The 17,440-nt window shown below is 73.0% G+C and carries 16 protein-coding genes; 13 read left to right on the top strand and 3 right to left on the bottom strand.

Going from position 1 to position 17,440, the window contains the following annotated elements:
* Positions 1-20: 20 nt before the first annotated feature.
* Positions 21-878, top strand: coding sequence for a phosphotransferase family protein (locus AC3ANS_RS14545; protein WP_488296503.1), 858 nt, complete (start codon positions 21-23; stop codon positions 876-878).
* A gap of 130 nt (positions 879-1,008) precedes the next feature.
* On the opposite strand, the gene AC3ANS_RS14540 is transcribed toward AC3ANS_RS14545, so the two are convergent.
* Positions 1,009-1,740 (bottom strand): GntR family transcriptional regulator, encoded by a 732-nt coding sequence (locus AC3ANS_RS14540; protein ID WP_488292297.1) that lies wholly within the window; start codon positions 1,738-1,740, stop codon positions 1,009-1,011.
* 263 nt (positions 1,741-2,003) lie between these two features.
* Between AC3ANS_RS14540 and AC3ANS_RS14535 the strand changes: the two genes are divergently transcribed.
* From AC3ANS_RS14535 to AC3ANS_RS14505, 7 genes are all read left to right on the top strand, one after another.
* A complete protein-coding gene (locus AC3ANS_RS14535; protein ID WP_488292296.1) occupies positions 2,004-3,377 on the top strand; it encodes an ABC transporter substrate-binding protein in 1,374 nt (457 codons plus the stop codon).
* 75 nt (positions 3,378-3,452) lie between these two features.
* The gene (locus AC3ANS_RS14530; protein ID WP_488292295.1) at positions 3,453-4,319 is read left to right on the top strand and encodes a carbohydrate ABC transporter permease; all 867 of its coding nucleotides are present in this window, start codon (positions 3,453-3,455) and stop codon (positions 4,317-4,319) included.
* The gene (locus tag AC3ANS_RS14525; RefSeq protein WP_488292294.1) at positions 4,319-5,131 is read left to right on the top strand and encodes a carbohydrate ABC transporter permease; all 813 of its coding nucleotides are present in this window, start codon (positions 4,319-4,321) and stop codon (positions 5,129-5,131) included. The genes AC3ANS_RS14530 and AC3ANS_RS14525 overlap by 1 nt, the downstream gene beginning before the upstream one ends.
* A gap of 64 nt (positions 5,132-5,195) precedes the next feature.
* A complete protein-coding gene (locus AC3ANS_RS14520; protein ID WP_488292293.1) occupies positions 5,196-5,996 on the top strand; it encodes a 6-phosphogluconolactonase in 801 nt (266 codons plus the stop codon).
* 29 nt (positions 5,997-6,025) lie between these two features.
* On the top strand, positions 6,026-7,327 hold the full coding sequence (locus AC3ANS_RS14515) for a family 4 glycosyl hydrolase (RefSeq protein ID WP_488292292.1): 1,302 nt from the start codon (positions 6,026-6,028) through the stop codon (positions 7,325-7,327).
* Positions 7,324-8,328 (top strand): N-acetylglucosamine kinase, encoded by a 1,005-nt coding sequence (locus tag AC3ANS_RS14510; protein WP_488292291.1) that lies wholly within the window; start codon positions 7,324-7,326, stop codon positions 8,326-8,328. Before AC3ANS_RS14515 ends, AC3ANS_RS14510 begins: the two co-directional genes overlap by 4 nt.
* 43 nt (positions 8,329-8,371) lie before the next feature.
* The gene (locus AC3ANS_RS14505; protein WP_488292290.1) at positions 8,372-10,504 is read left to right on the top strand and encodes a glycoside hydrolase family 3 C-terminal domain-containing protein; all 2,133 of its coding nucleotides are present in this window, start codon (positions 8,372-8,374) and stop codon (positions 10,502-10,504) included.
* 14 nt (positions 10,505-10,518) lie between these two features.
* On the opposite strand, the gene AC3ANS_RS14500 is transcribed toward AC3ANS_RS14505, so the two are convergent.
* A complete protein-coding gene (locus AC3ANS_RS14500; protein WP_488292289.1) occupies positions 10,519-12,009 on the bottom strand; it encodes a lysyl oxidase family protein in 1,491 nt (496 codons plus the stop codon).
* Between the two features lie 133 nt (positions 12,010-12,142).
* Between AC3ANS_RS14500 and AC3ANS_RS14495 the strand changes: the two genes are divergently transcribed.
* Genes AC3ANS_RS14495 through AC3ANS_RS14475 form a run of 5 tightly spaced genes read left to right on the top strand, consistent with a single transcriptional unit; the run spans position 12,143 to position 15,260 of the window.
* Positions 12,143-13,420 carry a glutamate-5-semialdehyde dehydrogenase gene (locus AC3ANS_RS14495; protein ID WP_488292288.1) on the top strand — a complete coding sequence of 426 codons (1,278 nt, stop codon included), beginning with the start codon at positions 12,143-12,145 and terminating at the stop codon, positions 13,418-13,420.
* Positions 13,421-13,469: 49 nt separating this feature from the next.
* Positions 13,470-13,622, top strand: coding sequence for a hypothetical protein (locus AC3ANS_RS14490; protein WP_488292287.1), 153 nt, complete (start codon positions 13,470-13,472; stop codon positions 13,620-13,622).
* An 11-nt stretch (positions 13,623-13,633) separates the two neighbouring features.
* Positions 13,634-14,257 carry a nicotinate-nucleotide adenylyltransferase gene (nadD, locus tag AC3ANS_RS14485; protein ID WP_488292286.1) on the top strand — a complete coding sequence of 208 codons (624 nt, stop codon included), beginning with the start codon at positions 13,634-13,636 and terminating at the stop codon, positions 14,255-14,257.
* Positions 14,254-14,637, top strand: a complete 384-nt coding sequence (gene rsfS, locus AC3ANS_RS14480) for a ribosome silencing factor (RefSeq protein WP_488292285.1) — start codon at positions 14,254-14,256, stop codon at positions 14,635-14,637. Before nadD ends, rsfS begins: the two co-directional genes overlap by 4 nt.
* Positions 14,634-15,260, top strand: coding sequence for a histidine phosphatase family protein (locus tag AC3ANS_RS14475; RefSeq protein ID WP_488292284.1), 627 nt, complete (start codon positions 14,634-14,636; stop codon positions 15,258-15,260). Before rsfS ends, AC3ANS_RS14475 begins: the two co-directional genes overlap by 4 nt.
* Here the strand turns inward: AC3ANS_RS14475 and AC3ANS_RS14470 are convergent.
* Positions 15,248-17,338 (bottom strand): acyltransferase family protein, encoded by a 2,091-nt coding sequence (locus AC3ANS_RS14470; RefSeq protein WP_488292283.1) that lies wholly within the window; start codon positions 17,336-17,338, stop codon positions 15,248-15,250. The two genes, AC3ANS_RS14475 and AC3ANS_RS14470, sit on opposite strands and share 13 nt — an antisense overlap.
* Positions 17,339-17,440: the final 102 nt, after the last annotated feature.

Genomic DNA, 17,440 nt, shown 5'->3' with positions numbered 1-17,440 from the left:
CAACGTCATTTGGGGTGAGGATGCACGAGTTCGCGGCGTTGCGGCCGCTCGAGGGCGGCTGGTCCGGGGAGACGTTCCTGGCCGAGGCCGGCGGAGACCGCACCGTGGTGCGGATCTTCGCCGGCCTTCGTCATGCTCCGGAGGCCGCCGAGATCCAGGCGGCGCTGCTGAGCCTCGTGCGAGGGCTCCTGCCCGTTCCCGAGGTCTTGGAAGTACGCCGGGCCGACCCCGCGTCGGGTGCTCCGGCACTGCTGGTGACCTCGTTCGTCCCCGGCGTCCGCGGCGACCTGCTGCTGCCCACGCTCGGCCCGGCCGGGCTGGCGACCGTCGGCGCCGCCTGCGGTCGGGTCGCCGGCATCCTCGGCGGCATGCCGATGCTGCGCCAGGGGACCTTCGTCGACGGCGACCTGCGGATCGCGCCTTTCGGGCTGGACCTGCCGGCGTGCGTCGAGTCCCTCGGCGTGGACCTGCCCGGCCTGGCCGAGGTGGCCGAGGCCGCGCAGGCGCTGCTCGACGAGGAGCCACGCACCTGCCTGGTGCACAGCGACCTGAACCCCAAGAACCTGCTGCTCGACCCCGACACCCTCGAGATCACCGGGGTCCTCGACTGGGAGTTCGCCCACGCCGGCCACCCGTTCTCCGACCTGGGCAACCTGCTGCGCTTCGACCGCGAGCCGGCGTACGTCGCGGCCGTCCTGGAGGCGTACGCCGGCCTCCGTGGCGCACCGCCGGCGCGTGCCCTGGAGCTGGCCCGGGCCGCCGACCTCCTGCCCCTCGTCGAGCTGGCCTCGCGGGCGGGGGAGAACCCGGTCGCGGCGCGCGCCCTCGAGCAGGTGCGCGCCGTCGCCCGGACCGGCGACCTGCACGCGACCGACTGAGCCGACTCGGCATCGCGGTCAGCCCAGGGGGGCCGCCGCCGGTGACGACGAAGACCTTGCCTTCCAGCTGCATGACGACCACCCTGTCGTGGCCACGCTGGCGGCGGTGGGGCGCACCGGCCCCGGGTCCTCAGCTGTGACGGCCGCCGAGCGGGCGGTAGAGGTCGGCCTCGAACCGGTAGGCGTCGCCGCGATAGTGGTTGACGCCGATGAGCAGCGGCACGCCGTCGGCGGTGTAGGCGACCTCACGGCCGACGAGGACGGGGGAGCCGGGGTCGACCTGGAGCAGCTCGGCGAGGTGCTCGTCGGCCGCCACGGCCTGCACGGAGTACGCCGACCGCGAGACGGTCAGCCCGCACACCTCCTCCAGTGCCCCGTAGAGCGACCTGTCGTTGAGATCGACCTCGTCGAGGCCGGCGACGCGCGCCTGGACGAGCACCACGGTGTCGACGCACACCGGGACACCCTCCATGCCGCGGACCCGCTCGAGGTGCAGCACCGGCGCGGCGGGGGCGATCCCCAGCTGCTTGGCCTCCTCGAGCGTCGCGGCTCGCACCTGCTGGGACAGCACCCGGGTGTCGGGTCGCAGGCCCCGGGCCGCGGCCATCTCGGTGAAGCTCTGCAGCGTGCTGGGCGGCTCGCCGATCGTGGCCCGGTTGACGAACCACCCCCGCTGGGCGGACGCACCGATCAGGCCGTCCTGGGCGAGGTCGGCCAGCGCCTGACGCAGCGTGGAGCGCGACACCCCGAGCCGGACGGCGAGCTCGCGCTCCCCGGGCAGCCGGGACGCAGGCGGGAAGACCCCGCGACGGATCTCCTCCGCCAAGCGGCGATACGTCGCTTCCACCGCCGACCCCGTCATGAGCGCGACCTTAGCACCAGTCGGACCAGATTTTGGCGATTGTGCCGTCTGGGAGTGCGGTTTTGGCTCCCCGCGGCGCGGATAGGGGCGCTTTGACGATGATTTGCGCCGACCGGAGCAGTCCAGTTCGATAAGTCTGGACTAACTGGTATGCCACTGCTACGTTCATGGTGTCCGGCCGAGGTGCACCGAGGCACCTGTCACCCGGCGCCGGCCCACGGGCCGACCGGTGACCGGCCGCTCGGCACAGACGGAGTGCTGACATGGCAGTTCTGCAGCGGCGTGCGCGCCGCCTCGCAGCGGGGGCCGTCGCGGCCGTGACCGTTCTCGGCGTCGCGGCCTGCTCACCCGGCGGCGGGTCCGACAACGGGCCGTCCGCGAAGTCCAGCTCCGACGTCGTCACCGACATCTCCGACCAGGGCGACATCACGTTGAAGATGCTGGACTTCTGGGCGACCGGAGCTGAGAACGACTGGATGAACGACGTCGTGAAGGCGTTCGAGGACAAGTACCCGAACGTCACCATCAAGCGGACCTCGAAGGACTGGGGCGACCTCAACTCCACCTTGAACCTGCGGCTGTCCGACAAGGGCGGGCCGGACATCGCCACGGCCAACCAGGGCTGGGCCGCGCTCGGCACGTATGCGAGCGGCGGGCTCGTGGTCAACCTCGACCCGTACGCCGAGGCCTACGGCTGGGCCGACGAGGTGCCGGACTCCATCCTGCGCCAGCAGCAGTTCTCCTCCGACGGCAGCGAGATGGGCACGGGCTCCCTCTACGCCACGCCGGTGGCCTCCTCCTCGATCATCGGCATCAACTACAACCGCACGATCCTCGACGACCTCGGCATCGCGGTCCCGACGACGCTGGCCGAGTTCGAGGCCGCCTGCCAGAAGATCGCCGACGCCGGCCAGGTGCCGATCAACTTCGCCTCCCTCGACCCCGGCCCGGCGACGGCGCTGCTGCTGGCGGTCCAGGCGATGATGGCGCCCGGCGGGGACATCGGCGACTTCGTGTACGGCGACCCCGGCGTGAAGATCGGCGACACCGGGCTCCAGGCCGCGGCCGAGAAGCTCCAGGAGTGGGCCGACAAGGGCTGGCTGACGCCGAACTACGAGGGCATCGCGTACGCCGACAGCGTGGAGTCGTACAAGTTGGGCCAGGGCGCCTTCCAGTTCAACTACTCCGGCACGCTGTCGCCGACGGGCGACGAGCAGCAGGACTACGGCATGTTCCTGCTGCCGCAGGTCGACGGCGACCAGACCTACGGCGTCGGCGCCTCTCGCGCGGCGATGGTGGTCTCGGCACGTTCCGAGCACCCCGACGCGGCCGCGGCGTTCCTCGACTTCCTGATGGGACCGGAGACCGCCCAGCTCGCGGTGGACAACAACCTGACCCCCGCGCTCGCTACCGATCTGAACCTCCCGACCGACCGGCCGGAGTTCGGCGAGGAGGTCGCCGCCGTGCAGACCCTCGACCAGGGCGACGGGTACGTGCCCTACTTCGACTGGTCGACCAGCACGCTGTACGACACGCTGACCCAGCACCTGCAGACGATGCTGGCCGGCAAGACCACGCCGCAGCAGATGGCCGACGCGGCTCAGGCCGACCGCGACGCGTTCCTCGCCGATCGCTGAGCCGTCGCCGTGCAGATGAGCGTCCGCGCCTCTCGGCGCAGCCGGCCCGTGGCCCCGCGGCGCTCGGTGTCTCCCTTGGAGCGCCGGGCCCGCTGGGCGGGGCTCGCCTTCGTGGCGCCCGCGCTGCTGTTCTACGGCGGGGTGGTGCTGCTGTCCCTGGTGCGCTCGGTCTGGTACTCGTTCTACGACTGGAACGGGGTCGGGCCGGCCACCTGGGTGGGGTTCGACAACTACGTCGAGTTCTTCACCGACCCGATCCTGCGCTCCTCCCTGGGGCACGTGCTCGTGCTGGTGGTGTTCTTCTCCCTGCTGCCGATCGCACTCGGACTGGTCAGCGCCGCGCTGGTCTCGCGCCGCCGGACCCGGGGGATGAGCGTCTACCGGTGGATCATGTTCCTGCCGCAGGTGCTCACGTCCGTGGTCGTGGCGCTGATCTGGAAGCGGATCTACTCACCCGACGGTCCCGTCAACGAGATGCTGCGGGCGATCGGCCTCGACGCGCTGGCCCGGAACTGGCTCGGTGACTTCACCTGGGCCCTGCCCGCGCTCGGGCTGATCGGGGTGTGGGGCGGGTTCGGCTTCTGCATGGTGCTGTTCGTCGCGGGCACCTCCTCGATCCCGACCGAGCTGTACGAGGCGGTCCGGGTCGACGGTGGTGGCGCGATCCGCGAGTTCTTCACGGTGACCCTGCCGGGGCTCCGGCCGCAGATCGCCGTGGCGCTCACGCTCACGGTCACCGGCGCGCTGCGCACGTTCGACCTCGTGTGGATCACCACCCGCGGCGGCCCCGGCACCTCGACGATGACGCCCGCAGTGCTGCTCTACCGAGCGGCGTTCCAGAACCCGCAGGTCGGGCTCGCCTCCGCGATCGGCGTGGTGATGGCGGTGCTCTGCCTGGCCATCGCGCTGATCATCACGCGCTTCGCAGAGAGGGGGTCGTGATGCAGTCCCGGCTCGAGCGCTACGGCACGTACGCCGTGCTCACGCTCTTCGCGCTCATCGTGCTGTTCCCGGTCGTGCAGTTCGTGCTCGCGGCGTTGAGCCCCAGCGCGGCCGGCACCCCGGACCTGACGCACCTGCAGTGGTCGAACTTCTCCGACGCCTGGAAGCAGGCCGACTTCACCCACGCCATGGTGGCCTCGCTGGTGGTCGCGACCGCGGCCGTCGCCGGCCAGGTCCTCGTCGCGGTGCTCGCGGGCTTCGGCCTCGGGGTCCTCGGCGCGGTGGGCGAACGCGTCATCTTCCCGCTGATCCTGCTCGGCATGATGATCTCTACCGAGGCCGTGATCGTGCCGCTGTACTACCAGTTCCGCGACCTCGGACTCACCAACTCCTGGTGGGGGCTGGTGATCATCCAGATCGGCATGGGCGTGCCCTTCGGGACGTTCTGGATGCGAGCGACCTTCCGGGCGCTGCCGCAGTCGCTGGTCGACTGCGCCCGCCTCGACGGCGCGGGCTCGTGGCGGCTGCTGTGGTCGGTGCTGCTGCCGGTCGCCCGGCCGGCCGTGCTGACGCTGGTCCTGCTCTCGTTCATGTGGACCTGGAACGACTACTTCCTGGCGCTGGTGTTCCTCGGCGATCCCCAGCTGCAGACGGCCCCGCTCGCGCTGGGCGCGTTCCAGGGACGGTTCAACGTCGAGGTCAACCTGCTCGCGGCCGCCGGCCTGATGGTCGCCGCGCCGGTCCTGCTGCTCTACGCCGCCTTCCAACGCTCGTTCATCCAGGGGATCCTCTCCGGCGCGATCAAGGAATGACCGCCCCCGCCAGACATCCCTGCCACCCCCTACCCGACGGCTCCGTCGGGGAAAGGACCGCACCATGACCGTCAACCCCGAGATCTACGCCACCGCGGAGCAGCTCGGCCACGCGCTCGCCGTCTCGATCGCGGACGACATCGCGTCCGCGGCGGCGGCCGGCCACCGCTACCGTCTCGGCTGCCCGACCGGGCGCAGCCCCGAGCCCGTCTACCGCGCCCTGGTCGCCGAGGTCGCCGCGCGGCGGCAGCCGGTCGACAACCTCGACATCGTGCTCATGGACGACTACGTCGTCCGCGACGCCGAGGGCCGGGCGCGCCGGGTCGACGCCGGGCTGCCGTACAGCTGCGAGGGGGTCACGCTCCGCACGCTCGTCGAGCCCCTCCGGGCCGCCGGCGGCGGGGCGGGCCCGCGGCTGTGGCTGCCCGACCCGATGGCGGCAGAGGCCTACGAGCACCAGATCGAGGGCGCCGGCGGGCTCGACCTGTTCCTGCTGGCCTCGGGTGCGACCGACGGGCACATCGCCTTCAACCCGCCGCAGTCGCTCCGCGACAGCCGCACCCGGGTGATCGAGCTCGCGGACGCGACCCGGCGCGACAACCTCGTGACGTTCCCCGACTTCGAGGGCCTCGACGAGGTGCCGGCGTACGGCATCTCGGTCGGCATCAGCACGATCGCCGACCTCTCGCGCAGCGTCGCGATGGTCCTGCACGGCCCGGACAAGGCCGAGGCGTTCCGGCGGATCGCCGCGGCCGAGGGCTATGAGCCGGACTGGCCGTCGACCATCCTGGTCGAGTGCCGCTCACCGCGGTTGCTCGCCGACGTCGCGGCCGCCGGCGCCCACGCCGCGGCGCCCACCTCCTGACCCACCACCGTCCAAGAAAGGCACACCTCGTGGCACGCATCAAGATGGTCTACGTCGGCGGCGGCTCCTCCCGGGCTGCCGGCACGATGGCCTCGTTCATCTGGCACGGCGCGGAGTTCTCCGGCTCCGAGATGGTCCTCGTCGACCTGGACCCCGACCGGCTGGAGGTCGTCCGCACGATCGCGACGAAGCTGGCCGCGGTCCGCGGCGTCGACCTGACCGTGACCGCGACCACCGACCGGCGCGCGGCGCTCACCGACTCCGACGCGGTGCTGACCAGCTTCCGCCCCGGTGACTTCGCGGCGCGGGCCATCGACGAACGGATCCCGCTCAAGCACGGGGTCATCGGCCAGGAGACCCAGGGGCCCGGCGGCATGTTCATGGCGCTGCGCTCGATCGCGGAGTTCCGCGGCATCGTGGCCGACATCGAGGCGGTCGCGCCCCGGGCCCGGATCTTCAACTACACCAACCCGGTCAACATCGTCTCCCAGGCGGTGACCACCTACTCCGACGTACCGATCTGGTCCATGTGCGAGGGGCCGATGGTGTTCCCGCCGGTCACGCTGCGCGCGGCCGGCCTCGACCCCGAGCGGGCGCACGTGCGGATGGCCGGGCTCAACCACCAGTGCTGGTCGACCGAGCACACCTACGACGGGGCCGACCTGATCCCGCTGCTGCAGCGTGCGTGGGAGGAGCGGCGCGACGACCCGACGCTGACCGGCAACGCCCGACGGATGCTGCACCTGGCGGCCGTGATGGAGTCGGTGCCGGCCGAGTACTTCCAGTACTACTACTTCCGTGAGGAGGTGCTCCGCGCCCAGCAGGGCGCCCGCCGCACGCGCGCCGAGGACATCCTCGCGGTGCTGCCCGACTACTGGGCGCACTACGAGGAGCAGGCGGCCGCGGAGGTGCCCGACCTGGACCCGGCCCGGTCCCGCGGCGGCATCCACGAGCTGGAGCTCGCGATCGACGTGATGAGCGCGCACTACAACGACACCGGCGCCCGGCTGCCCGTCAACGTGCCCAACACCGGTGGCGTGCTCCCGGGCTTCAGCGAGGACACCGTGGTCGAGGTTTGGGGCACCGTCGACGCCGCCGGCTTCCACCCCGAGCCGCAGGCTCCGCTCCCGTCGGCGCCGCTGGCGCTCGTGCAGCACCTGGCGGAGTTCCAGAAGCTCGTCGCGAAGGCCGGCTGGGAGGGCACCCGCGCCGATGGGGTGCGTGCCCTGGCCGCCAGCCCGATGGTCCCGACCCTGGCGGTCGCCGAGGAGCTGTACGACGAGATGGCCCACGCCCACGCCGCGCACCTGCCGGCCAGGCTCCTGGGATGAGCTGGCGCTACCTCGGCGTCGACGCCGGCAACTCCAAGACCGTGGCCGTCGTCTGCGACGGCGACGGCGCGGTCCTGGGGTGGGGCCGGTCCGGGAACGGCGATGTCTACGGCGCCGAGGACGAGCGGGTGGCCGTGGCCAACGTGCTCTCCGCGACCCGCGACGCCCTGGCGGCCACGGGCGATCCGGGCGCACCGCTGCGGTCGGCCGCGTTCTGTCTCGCGGGCGTCGACTGGCCCGAGGACGAGGCGTTCTGGCGCGCCGTCCTCGCGGACGAGGCCCTGCCCGGTGACCCGCCCCTGGTGGTCCGCAACGACGGCTTCGCCACCCTGCGTGCGGGGGTGACCGCCGGCTACGGCCTGGCCCTGGCCGCCGGCACCGGTCCCGCGGTCGTGGCGCGCTCCGCCGCGGGGCAGGAGGCGTGCCTGGGCTGGTGGGCGCTGGACCACCTGGGCGGGTCGGGGCTCACCGCGCGGGGGCTTCGGGCCGTCTACCTCGCCCACCAGGGCCTGGGGGAGGAGACCACGCTCACCGCACGGCTGCTCTCGCTGTACGGCGCCCCCGACGTCGTCACGCTCCGCCACTGGACCACCCGGCGCGAGGACCCGGTGCCGGTGCACGGCCACGGGGCGGCCCGGGTCGTCCTGCAGGCGGCCGCCGACGGCGACCGGGTCGCCCACGGGCTGGTGGACGAGCAGGCCGTGGCCTTCGCCGGCTACGCCGCCTGGGTCGCCCGGGAGGCGGGGATCCCACCCGACGCCGAGCTGCCCGTCGTGCTCGGTGGGTCGGTCGCGCTCTCCGACGTACCCCTCTTCCGTGAGGAGCTCGCCCGCCGTCTCACCGAGCGGCTGCCCGGCTCCCGCCCACGACTGCTCTCTCGGCCACCCGTCCTGGGCGCGCTGCTCGAGGCCGTGGCCCTGACCGACCGCGCGGCGGTGCCGGCCCTCGCCGGCCGTCTCGACGCCGGGTCCCTGCCGGCCTCCGTCGTCACCACCACCTGACCCCGTCCGATCCCCGTCCGTCACCGACCACCGAGGACTCCCCATGCACCCCACCGAGCAGGCCGCGACCTGGCTCACCGCCCTGACCCTGCCTGAGAAGGCCCAGCTGCTCACCGGGCACGACGCGTGGCGCACGCACCCGGTCGAGCGGGTCGGCGTGCCGTCGGCCGAGGTCGCCGACGGGCCGCACGGCCTGCGTCGCGAGACCGGGGAGGACATGGTCTGGTACCCCGCCACCTGCCTGCCCACGTTGTCCGCCCTCGCGGCGAGCTGGGACCGCGCCGTGCTGCGTCAGGCGGGCGAGACGCTCGGCGCCGAGACCCGCGCGGCCGGCGTGCAGGTGCTGCTCGGGCCGGGCATCAACATCAAGCGCCACCCGCTTTGCGGGCGCAACTTCGAGTACCTCTCGGAGGACCCGGTCGTCGCCGGTGAGCTCGCGACGGCGTACGTCCAGGGCGTGCAGTCACGCGGGGTGGGCACCTCGCTGAAGCACTTCGCGGCCAACAACCAGGAGACGTCGCGGTTCTGGGCGTCCTCCGACCTCGACGAGCGCACGCTGCGCGAGGTCTACCTCGCCGGGTTCGAACGCGTCGTCCGCGGCGCGGACCCGTGGACGGTGATGTGCGCCTACAACCGCATCAACGGCGTCCACTCCTCCCAGCACGAGTGGCTGCTCACCGAGGTGCTGCGCGACGAGTGGGGCTTCGAGGGTGCCGTCGTGTCCGACTGGGACGCCGTGCACGACCGGGTCGCCGCGCTGCGTGCCGGGCTCGACCTGGAGATGCCCGGCAAGCCGGGCCGCACGGACGTCGAGGTGGTGCGCGCGGTCGTGGCCGGTGAGATCCCCGAGGCGCTGGTGGACCGCTCGGCCGAGCGCGTGCTGCGGCTGGCGGCCCGCGCGGCCGGCACCTCGCCGGAGCCGGTCGACCACGAGGCCCACCACGAGGTCGCGCGCGCCCTGGCCGAGCGGTGCGTCGTGCTGCTCCGCAACGACGGCGTGCTGCCGATCCGTCCCTCGGGGTCCGGCACCGTCGCGGTGATCGGGGAGTACGCCGAGCGGGCCCGTCTCCAAGGGGGCGGCTCGGCCGGGGTGCTGCCGACGCGCGTCGACGTGCCGCTGGTCGAGCTGCGCGAGCTGCTCGGTGACGACCGCGTGCAGCACGCGCTGGGCTACCAGGACCGCGACGCCGTCGACCTCGCCGGTGCGGACGGCCGGGTGCTGCGGCCCGGGGACGCCGCCGCTGCCGCGGACCCGCGCACGGACCTCGAGCTGCGGGCCGAGGCGGTCGGCCTGGCCGCCGCCAGCGACGTCACCGTGGTCGTCGTCGGGCTGCCGCTGCGCTCGGAGGAGGAGGCGCGCGACCGCACCACGCTCGACCTCCCGCAGGCGCAGCGCGAGCTGCTCGGCGAGCTGGCGGGCGTCGACACCCGCCTCGTCGTGGTCGTGATGGCCGGTGCCCCGGTCGCGCTGGACGAGGAGTGGCACGACGCGGCCGCCGCGGTCGTCTGGGCGGGTCTGCTCGGCCAGGGCGGCGGCCGGGCGCTGGCCCGGGTGCTGACCGGCTCGGCCGAGCCCACGGGCCGGTTGGCCGAGACGCTGCCGCGCCGCCTCGAGGACACCCCGGCGTACCTGGAGTTCCCCGGCGAGCGGGCCCACGTCCGCTACGCGGAGGGCGTGTTCGTCGGGCACCGCTGGTACGACGCCCGCGACATCGCACCGCGCTACCCGTTCGGCCACGGGCTCTCCTACACGACCGTCTCGTGGTCGCAGCCGCGGGTCGAGGTCCTCGACGCCGAGGCGGGGGAGGTAGGCGTGGGCGTCACGCTCACCAACACCGGGGAGCGCACCGGCACCGAGGTCGTCCAGGTCTACGTCGGGGACCCCGAGGCCGCCGTGCGCCGTCCGGTGCGCGAGCTCAAGGCCTTCGAGAGCGTCACGCTGGCACCCGGCGAGACCCGCACCGTCGAGCTCAGCCTGACCGGTCGCGACTTCGCGTGGTACGACGTCGGCGCCGGTGCGTGGCGCCGGGAGGCCGGGACGTTCCTGGTCTCGGTCGGGGCGTCGAGCGCCGACCTGCGCGGGACGGTCGAGATCACGCTGCCCGAGGGCCCCGGGGTGCCGCCGCTCATCGACGACGACACCCTCGGGGGCAAGCCCGCCGACTGGCGGACCTGAGCCTGCTGGGCGGGTCAGCCCATCCCGCCGTACCCGCCCTCCTTGATGATGCCGACCTGCGGCACGGTCACGGTGCGGTGTCCCGGCTTGCCGCCGAGCACGATCTTGCGCAGGGACACGTTGTTGTCCGTCGACTCCTCGACGAGGTTGTGCTCCGGGTTGGCCGCCACCGAGATGTAGTAGGTGCCGTTGGGGAGCTTGCGGATGTCGAAGGACTGCCCGGCGCGGTACTGCGTGTAGGTGTCGCCCCAGCCGGCGGCGAGGACCTCGCGGATCGAGAGCGAGGAGTAGTCACCGCATGACGTCGAGAGGTCGGTGTTCTCGGGGTTCCAGTCGGCGTCGGGCACCGTGAGGTCGACGGCGTCGGTGTTGGCGAGGCAGAACGCCTCCTTCTTCGAGACGGCCGTCTCCTTCTGGTCGGAGTCGAGCAGCGAGTAGCGGGCGAAGTCCTCGAAGTGCCAGTGCTGGTGGGAGGGCTTGGGGTCCCAGTGCATGTGCCCGACGGGCTGGTACCCGGTCTGGGTGCCGGTCGCGTCGAAGAAGTACTGGTAGGCGTCCATCTCGTCCTCGCCGTCGCGACGGAAGCCGTCGACGACCAGCGGGCTGTCGCCGGCGTTCCAGACCGTGGCCGAGAAGCGCAGGTAGTTGGTGTTCTTCGACAGGTTGATGCCCCAGGCGGGGAGCGAGCGCAGGTCGGGCTGCGGACCGGTCTCGTCGACACGGCCCTGGGGACCGGTGGGCCGGTGCGCGGCCGGACTGGCCACCGTGCGCCCGGCGGCGTGCGGGACGGACATCCCGCCGCCACCGTCGCCGCGCTGCTCGCGAGTGACGGTGAGCTCGGTGGTGCGAGTGGCCTCCGCCGGGGTCATCCCGAACGCGGTCGCGTACTTCGGCGCGATCGTCGCGACGACGGTGTACTTTCCGGGCGTCAGCGGGAGCGGGCGGCCCTGGGAGAGGATCGGCGAGGCCCAGCCCTGCTGGATGCCCTGGACGGACCCGAGGCTGTAGGGGTTGTACCAGCAGCCCTGGGGGTAGCCCGAACGCGCCGGCGCATCGGGCCGGACCCGCTCGGAGTAGCCGTTGAGGCAGGCCTTGCGGACCAGGTGGAGCGCGTCGCCGCCCTTCTTCGGGGTGATCTGGACCGACAGGAACCCGTCGATGCCCGAGAAGTCGCTCATCGCGCCCGCCGGCAGGGGGACGTCGCCGTCCGCGGTGTGCCAGACGCTCTGGATGGGCTGGTCGTAGTCGGGCCGGTGGGACCAGATCTCGAACGGCGCGCCCTCGGCGATCAGCCGCAGCCCGAGGTCGGTCCAGGCGCGCTTCTTGTAGGAGTAGGCCGTCACGGCCTTGGGGGCCCACAGGGTCAGGGGCGCCGCGGAGTCGGCGGCGCGGCTCGACGGGGCGTGGTCGGGAGTGGCGTTGGCCGCGGGCAGCGCGGTGGCGACTGGCACCGCGAGCCCGAGCGAGGCGATGAGCGCGAGTGCGCGAGAGGTCGAGCGGATCAACGTGAGGGTCCTTCCCCGACGGCAGCGGTCGCTGCGATGAGATGACGCAGCGTACGACGCGCCGGGGACGCGTTTGGTTGCCGAGCCGCGAGACCGGGGTCCCGTCCGGACGTGCTGGAACTACCCTCGGCCCATGAGCACCGAGCACGACCCGGCCGCCGGCGGGGCGATGGACCAGGTGGTCGCCGTCGCCGAGCGCGCCCGCGCCGCGAGTCACGGCCTGGCCCTGGCGACCCGCGCTGAGAAGGACCGCGCGCTCGAGATGATGGCCGATGCGCTGCTGGCCCGCGAGCCGGAGGTCCTGGCCGCGAACGCCGAGGACGTGGCCCGCGCCGAGGCCGGCGGGACGCCACCCAACATCGTCGACCGGCTGCGGCTCACCCCCGAGCGGGTCGCAGGCATGAGCCAGGGCCTGCGCGACGTGGCCGGGCTCCCGGACCCGGTCGGGGAGGTCGTGCGGGGCGGCACCCTGGCCAACGGCCTGGAGCTGCGGCAGGTGCGGGTGCCCTTCGGCGTGGTCGGGATGATCTACGAGGCCCGCCCCAACGTCACCGCCGACGCCGCCGGCATCTGCCTGAAGTCCGGCAACGCCGTGCTCCTGCGGGGCAGCTCGAGCGCCCGCTCCAGCAACGCCGCGATCGTGGCGGTCCTCCGCGACGCGATCGCGGGCGCCGGCCTCGACCCCGACGCGGTCCAGCTGGTGCCGGGCGAGACCCACGACAGCGTGAAGGCCCTGATGCGGGCGCGTGGGCACGTCGACGTGCTGATCCCGCGCGGAGGCGCCGGGCTGATCCGCTCGGTGGTCGAGGAGTCGACGGTCCCCGTGATCGAGACCGGGGTCGGCAACTGCCACGTGTACGTCGACCGCGCGGCTGACCCGGACAAGGCGCTCGCGATCGTGCTGAACGCCAAGACCCACCGCACCAGCGTCTGCAACGCCGCCGAGTCGCTGCTCGTGCACGCCGACATCGCGGAGACCTTCGTGCCGCGGGTCGTCGCCGCCCTCCAGGAGGCCGGGGTGACCGTGCACGGCGACGAGCGGTTCCAGGCCGAGGACGGGGTCGTCGCGGCGACCGACGAGGACTACGCGCAGGAGTACCTCTCGCTCGACATCTCCGCGGCCGTCGTACCCGACCTCGACGCGGCCATCGGCCACATCCGCCGCTTCTCCAGCCAGCACACCGAGGCGATCGTGACCGAGGACCTCGCCGCGGCCCGGCGGTTCACCGCCGCGGTCGACTCCGCCGCGGTGCTGGTCAACGCCTCGACGCGCTTCACCGACGGCGGTGAGTTCGGGTTCGGCGCCGAGATCGGCATCAGCACCCAGAAGTTGCACGCCCGCGGCCCCATGGGACTGCCCGAGATGACGTCGACCAAGTACGTCGTCACCGGGGACGGGCATGTCCGCTGAGTGTGCCGGCGAGTGGGGCAGCGGGTGACCGCCCGGTAGGGTGTCGGCCATGCTGAACGCGTTCGCCATCGCCCTCGTCGCCGAGGAGACCGTCAACGAGAACGTGCCCAACCACTGGCTGGTCGGCGGCATCGCGCTGGCCATCCTGCTCGTGCTGCTGGGTGCGCTGCTGATCTTCGGCTCGGGACGAGAGCACAGCTGACCACCGAGCGCGTGACCGCCGCCACCGACCCGGCCCGCCGGCGGGTCGGCGTCATGGGTGGCACCTTCGACCCGATCCACCATGGCCACCTCGTGGCCGCCTCCGAGGTGCAGGCGTGGTTCGACCTCGACGAGGTCGTGTTCGTGCCGACCGGCGACCCGTGGCAGAAGTCCCACCGCGGGGTGTCCCCGGCGGAGCACCGCTACCTGATGACCGTGATCGCCACGGCCGCCAACCCCCGGTTCACCGTCTCCCGCGTCGACATCGACCGGCAGGGCCCGACGTACACGATCGACACGCTGCGCGACCTGAGCACCCAGCTGCCCGACGCCGAGCTCTACTTCATCACCGGTGTGGACGCGCTCGCCGAGATCTTCACCTGGCGCGACGCCGAGGAGCTCTTCGGGCTCGCGCGGTTCGTGGGCTGCACCCGGCCGGGGTACACCATGGACGAGGCGGCGCTCGCCACGATCCCGTCCGAACGGGTGACGATCGTGGAGATCCCCGCCCTGGCGATCTCGTCGACCGACTGCCGCAAGCGCAAGCAGCGTGGCGAGCCGGTCTGGTACCTGGTGCCCGACGGCGTCGTCCAGTACATCGCCAAGCACGACCTCTACCCTCAGGAAGTCCCGTGACCGCCACTGACCGCGCCGTCGAGCTCGTCCAGGCCGCCGCCCGCGCAGCGTCCGACAAGCTCGCGCACCACATCATCGCCTTCGACGTCAGCGAGCAGCTGGCGATCACCGACGCGTTCCTGCTCGCCTCGGCGTCCAACGACCGTCAGGTCAAGGCGATCGTCGACGAGATCGAGGACAAGCTGCGCGAGATCGGGGCCAAGCCGGTCCGCCGCGAGGGCGAGCGCGACGGGCGCTGGGTGCTCATCGACTACGGCGAGATCGTCGTGCACGTGCAGCACGAGGAGGAGCGGGAGTTCTACGCCCTCGAACGGCTGTGGCGCGACTGCCCGTCGATCAGCCTCCCGGCCGACGTCACCGCCGGCGACCCGCGCCGGTGAGCGAGGCGCGCCGCCTGCTGCTGCTCCGGCACGGCCGGACCGCGTGGAACGCATCGGGCCGGGTCCAGGGCCAGCTCGAGTCCGAGCTCGACGACACCGGCCACGCCCAGGCGGCCGCGGCCGCCGCGGTGATCGCGACCCTCGGCCCGGTCGCGCTCTGGTCCTCCGACAGCGCCCGGGCCCGGCAGACCGCGGCCTACGTCGCCAAGGAGACCGGCCTGGACCCGACGTACGACGCCCGCCTGCGTGAGTACTACCTCGCCGAGCGGCAGGGCCTGACCCACCAGGAGTACGCCGCGACCGCGCCGGAGGAGTTCGCGGCGTTCCGGTCCGGCGACTTCGACGTCGTGCCCGGGGGCGAGAAGGCGACCGAGGTCGCCGCCCGGATGAGCTCCGCGCTGCTCGAGCTGCTGGCCACCGTCGGCCCGGGTGAGCTCGCGGTCGCGGTCTCCCACGGGGCCGCGATCCGCGACGCCGTGCCGGCGCTGATCGGCTGGCCGGTCACCCAGCGCGCCGCGCTGCACGGCATGGCCAACTGCGGCTGGGCGCTGCTCGACCTGCCCGACGCCGGTGGCGTGCTGCGGCTGGTGGCCTACAACCGGGTGGCGGATCAGCCGAGGTAGCCCGTGGCCGTCAGCCGGCGCCAGATCAGGTCGCGCCGGTCGACCAGGAACCCCGCCGTGACGTGGTCGCGGTCCTTCCAGACGACCCGGTCGCCCACCACCGGCAGGCAGGCGGGGGTCCCGACGCACACGACCGGGTTGAGGTCGACGCTGGCGACGCCGGGGTCGGTGAGCGCGAGGTCGTCGTAGACCCCGTCCAGCGCGGGCCGCTCCAGGGGCGGCACCACGGCGCAGTCGCCGAGCCGGTCGGCGGTGGCCAGGCAGTCGATCGGGTCGAAGCCGTCGGTGTCGAAGCCCTCGGTGCCGAGCAGGCTCTTGACGAGCACCAGGTGGGCGCCCGTGCCCCGGATCGCGGCCGCGGTCGCGGTCGTCGTACGCCGCAGCCGCTCGGCGAGCGTCTCGCCTGCAGGACCTCCCGGGGCGGTGAGGTCGTCGGCCCACCGGTCGGCCGAGTGCGCCATGCTGATCGCGACCACGACGTCGGGCTCGAGCCGGGGGAGCTCGTCGCGGTAGAACTCCTCGCGCGCCTCCCGGCAGGTCGCCTGCTCCTCGTCGTTCGACAGCTCGTTCTGCAGGCCCGCCTGCCACATGCAGGCCGGGACGACACCGATCGAGAGCGTGAGGTCGTGGTCGCGGGCGAGCTGCTCGAACGCGGCGACGAACATCTGTGCCTGGCTGTCGCCGACCAGCAGGACATGCGGTCCGTCCCCGTGGACCACCGTGCACGCGTCGGGGTCGGCCGCCGTGCACAGGTCCACGAGCGGGGGAACGTCGGCCTTCGCCGCGCTCAGGTCGAGGCCGTCGGGCACCGGTCGGTCGAGCGCGCCGCCGTGGAGGGACGCGCCGTCGCCTCGCGCAGCCGTCAGTGCCGGGCGTTGGTCGGCGTGCAGCACGACCGGCACCACGACGGTCGCGACGAGCGTGGAGACCGCCAGGGCGGAGGCCACGACCGTCCAGCGGCGGGGGTCGAGCGCTGGGGCGCGCCGGATCGGGCGTTCGAGGACCTGGTGGGACAGCGCGGCCAGCCCGGTGGCCACGACGCCGCCGAGCACGGCGAGCACCACCGGGCGCACGTCGAACACCGCGCGCAGCACGAGCAGCACCGGCCAGTGCCACAGGTAGGTGCCGTAGGACACCTGGCCGAGGTACCGCGGCACCGGCAGCGCGAGCGCCCGCGCGGTCCCGGCGTACGGCGCTGCCCACAGGCCGGCGATCGCCACGACCGCGGCGGCCGCGGCGAGCAGGCCGCGCGCCGAGGGGGAGGGGTCCGCGATGCCCGAGCCGACGACCAGCAGCGCCACGAGGCCGAGCGGTGCCGCCCATCCCGCGCGGCGCCCGGGCACGGCACCGCGGTCGACCAGGGCTCGGGTGCCGAGCGCGAGCAGCACGCCGGCGGCCAGCTGGTAGACCCGGGTCTCGGTGGCGTAGTAGGCGTAGCCGGCGTCGTCGCCCGCCCGCCACACCTGCAGCGCGACCGAGGCGACGCCGACCGCCCCGACCGTCGCGGCCAACGTCCGGCCGGGCCGCCGCGACCAGCGGTAGGCCGCTACGACGACCAGCGGGAACGCGATGTAGAACTGCTCCTCGATCGAGAGCGACCAGAAGTGCAGGAACGGGCTCGCCGCGTCCTGGGCGGCGAAGTAGTCGCGGGACTCGGCGATGAAGTGCCAGTTGGCGTAGTAGAGCAGCGACGCCCGGGCATCGTCGACCATCTCCTCGCGCAGCGGGAGCGAGGTCACCAGCAGCTGCAGCGCCGCGGTGAGCACCACCACGACGATCGCGGCCGGCAGCAGGCGGCGTACGCGCCGGGAGTAGAACCAACCCAGCGGCAGTCGACCCCGGTGGTCCACCTCGCGCAGCACCACCTGCGCCACCAAGAACCCCGAGAGCACGAAGAACAGGTCCACGCCCACGAACCCGCCCGCGAACCACCCGACTCCGGCGTGGAACAGCAGCACCAGATAGACGGCGACGGCGCGCAGACCGTCGAGCTCCGGGCGATAGCCGGCCAGCGCCTCGACAGGGGTCCGGGCCTCCGAGCGCGGTGACGCGGCAGGCTCGGGGGGCTCGGCGGGCATGGGTGGGATCCTAGGCACGCCGATCAGGGGGGTCGATTTCGCATCGGCCGGGCCGGTTGGCTAGTATTCCGCGAGTTGTCACCTCGTACGTCTGAGGGAAGC

It is taken from the genome of Nocardia sp. 149-1B, from assembly GCF_057747975.1.
Note: the sequence above shows the minus strand (reverse complement) of the source record. Positions and strands in the feature narration are given on the sequence as shown.